Consider the following 1089-nt stretch of genomic DNA (forward strand, 5'->3'; position numbering starts at 1 on the left):
GCAATGCTTGCGCCCTCTTTTGGGCGCAAGCATTGCGCCCCTACTCCTAATTTAGAATAGGTATTTAAAAACCAAATTTCAGAACATTCTACGGAGGCAGAAGGACGGAATCATGTGGGATCACATTGCCAAACAGATTGCTGAGGTAACCGGAGAGAAATTTGCCCTGGGCGATCGCCGTTCGGTGGGAGGGGGTTGCATCAATCAAGGGTATCGTGTCACGGGGGGCAATCGCACCTACTTTGTCAAGCTGAATCGCGCCGTGGATTTGCCGATGTTTGAGGCGGAGGCGTTGGGATTGCAGGAAATGTGGGACACCCAGACCATTCGGGTCCCCAAACCCATTTGTACTGGCATTGCCAATGATTCAGCCTATATTGTTTTAGAGTGGCTGGAGTTGGCTTCTCGTGCTGATGCTGAAGTCTCCCGAGAAATGGGGCGCAAACTGGCGGCGTTGCATCAACATTCCGGTTCAGGCAAATTTGGCTGGAGTCGAAATAATACCATTGGTTCGACGCCGCAGATGAATAATTGGAGTACCGATTGGACCGAGTTTTGGGCGGAACATCGGATTGGGTTTCAACTGCAACTGGCGCGGCGAAAAGGGGGACAGTTTCCCGAGGGCGATCGCCTCATTGATGCAATTCCTAAATTATTAGCCAATCATACCCCTGAACCTTCCCTGGTTCACGGAGATTTATGGGGAGGCAATGCCGGGGTGACGCAAGGGGGGGAACCTACTATTTATGACCCGGCTGCCTATTATGGCGATCGGGAAGTGGATATTGCCATGACGGAATTATTTGGGGGATTTTCTTCGGCCTTTTATCAAGGATATAACGAAGTTTGGCCCTTGAGCGCGGGATATGAACAGCGCAAAATCCTTTATAACCTTTATCACATCCTGAATCATTTTAATTTATTTGGGGGTGGGTATGGGTCCCAAGCAAATCGGGCGATCGCCACCCTATTAAATTAACTAAGGGAACTCCAAAAAATAAAATCTCCAAAACGTTCGTTCGTAGATCAACGGAGTAGCCCGATCAATGTAGGGGCGCAATGCTTGCGCCCCAGGGGCGCAAGCATTGC

1 protein-coding gene is annotated in these 1089 nt (G+C 50.0%); it reads left to right on the forward strand.

All coding sequences use genetic code 11. The features are described 5' to 3' along the window. Positions 1–112 precede the first annotated feature (112 nt). A complete protein-coding gene (locus tag NG833_RS30180) occupies positions 113–979 on the forward strand; it encodes a fructosamine kinase family protein (protein ID WP_254568953.1) in 867 nt (288 codons plus the stop codon). The last annotated feature ends 110 nt before the right edge of the window (positions 980–1089 follow it).

It is taken from the genome of Oscillatoria sp. HE19RPO, assembly GCF_024220515.1.
Classification (GTDB): Bacteria; Cyanobacteriota; Cyanobacteriia; order Cyanobacteriales; family Laspinemataceae; genus Laspinema.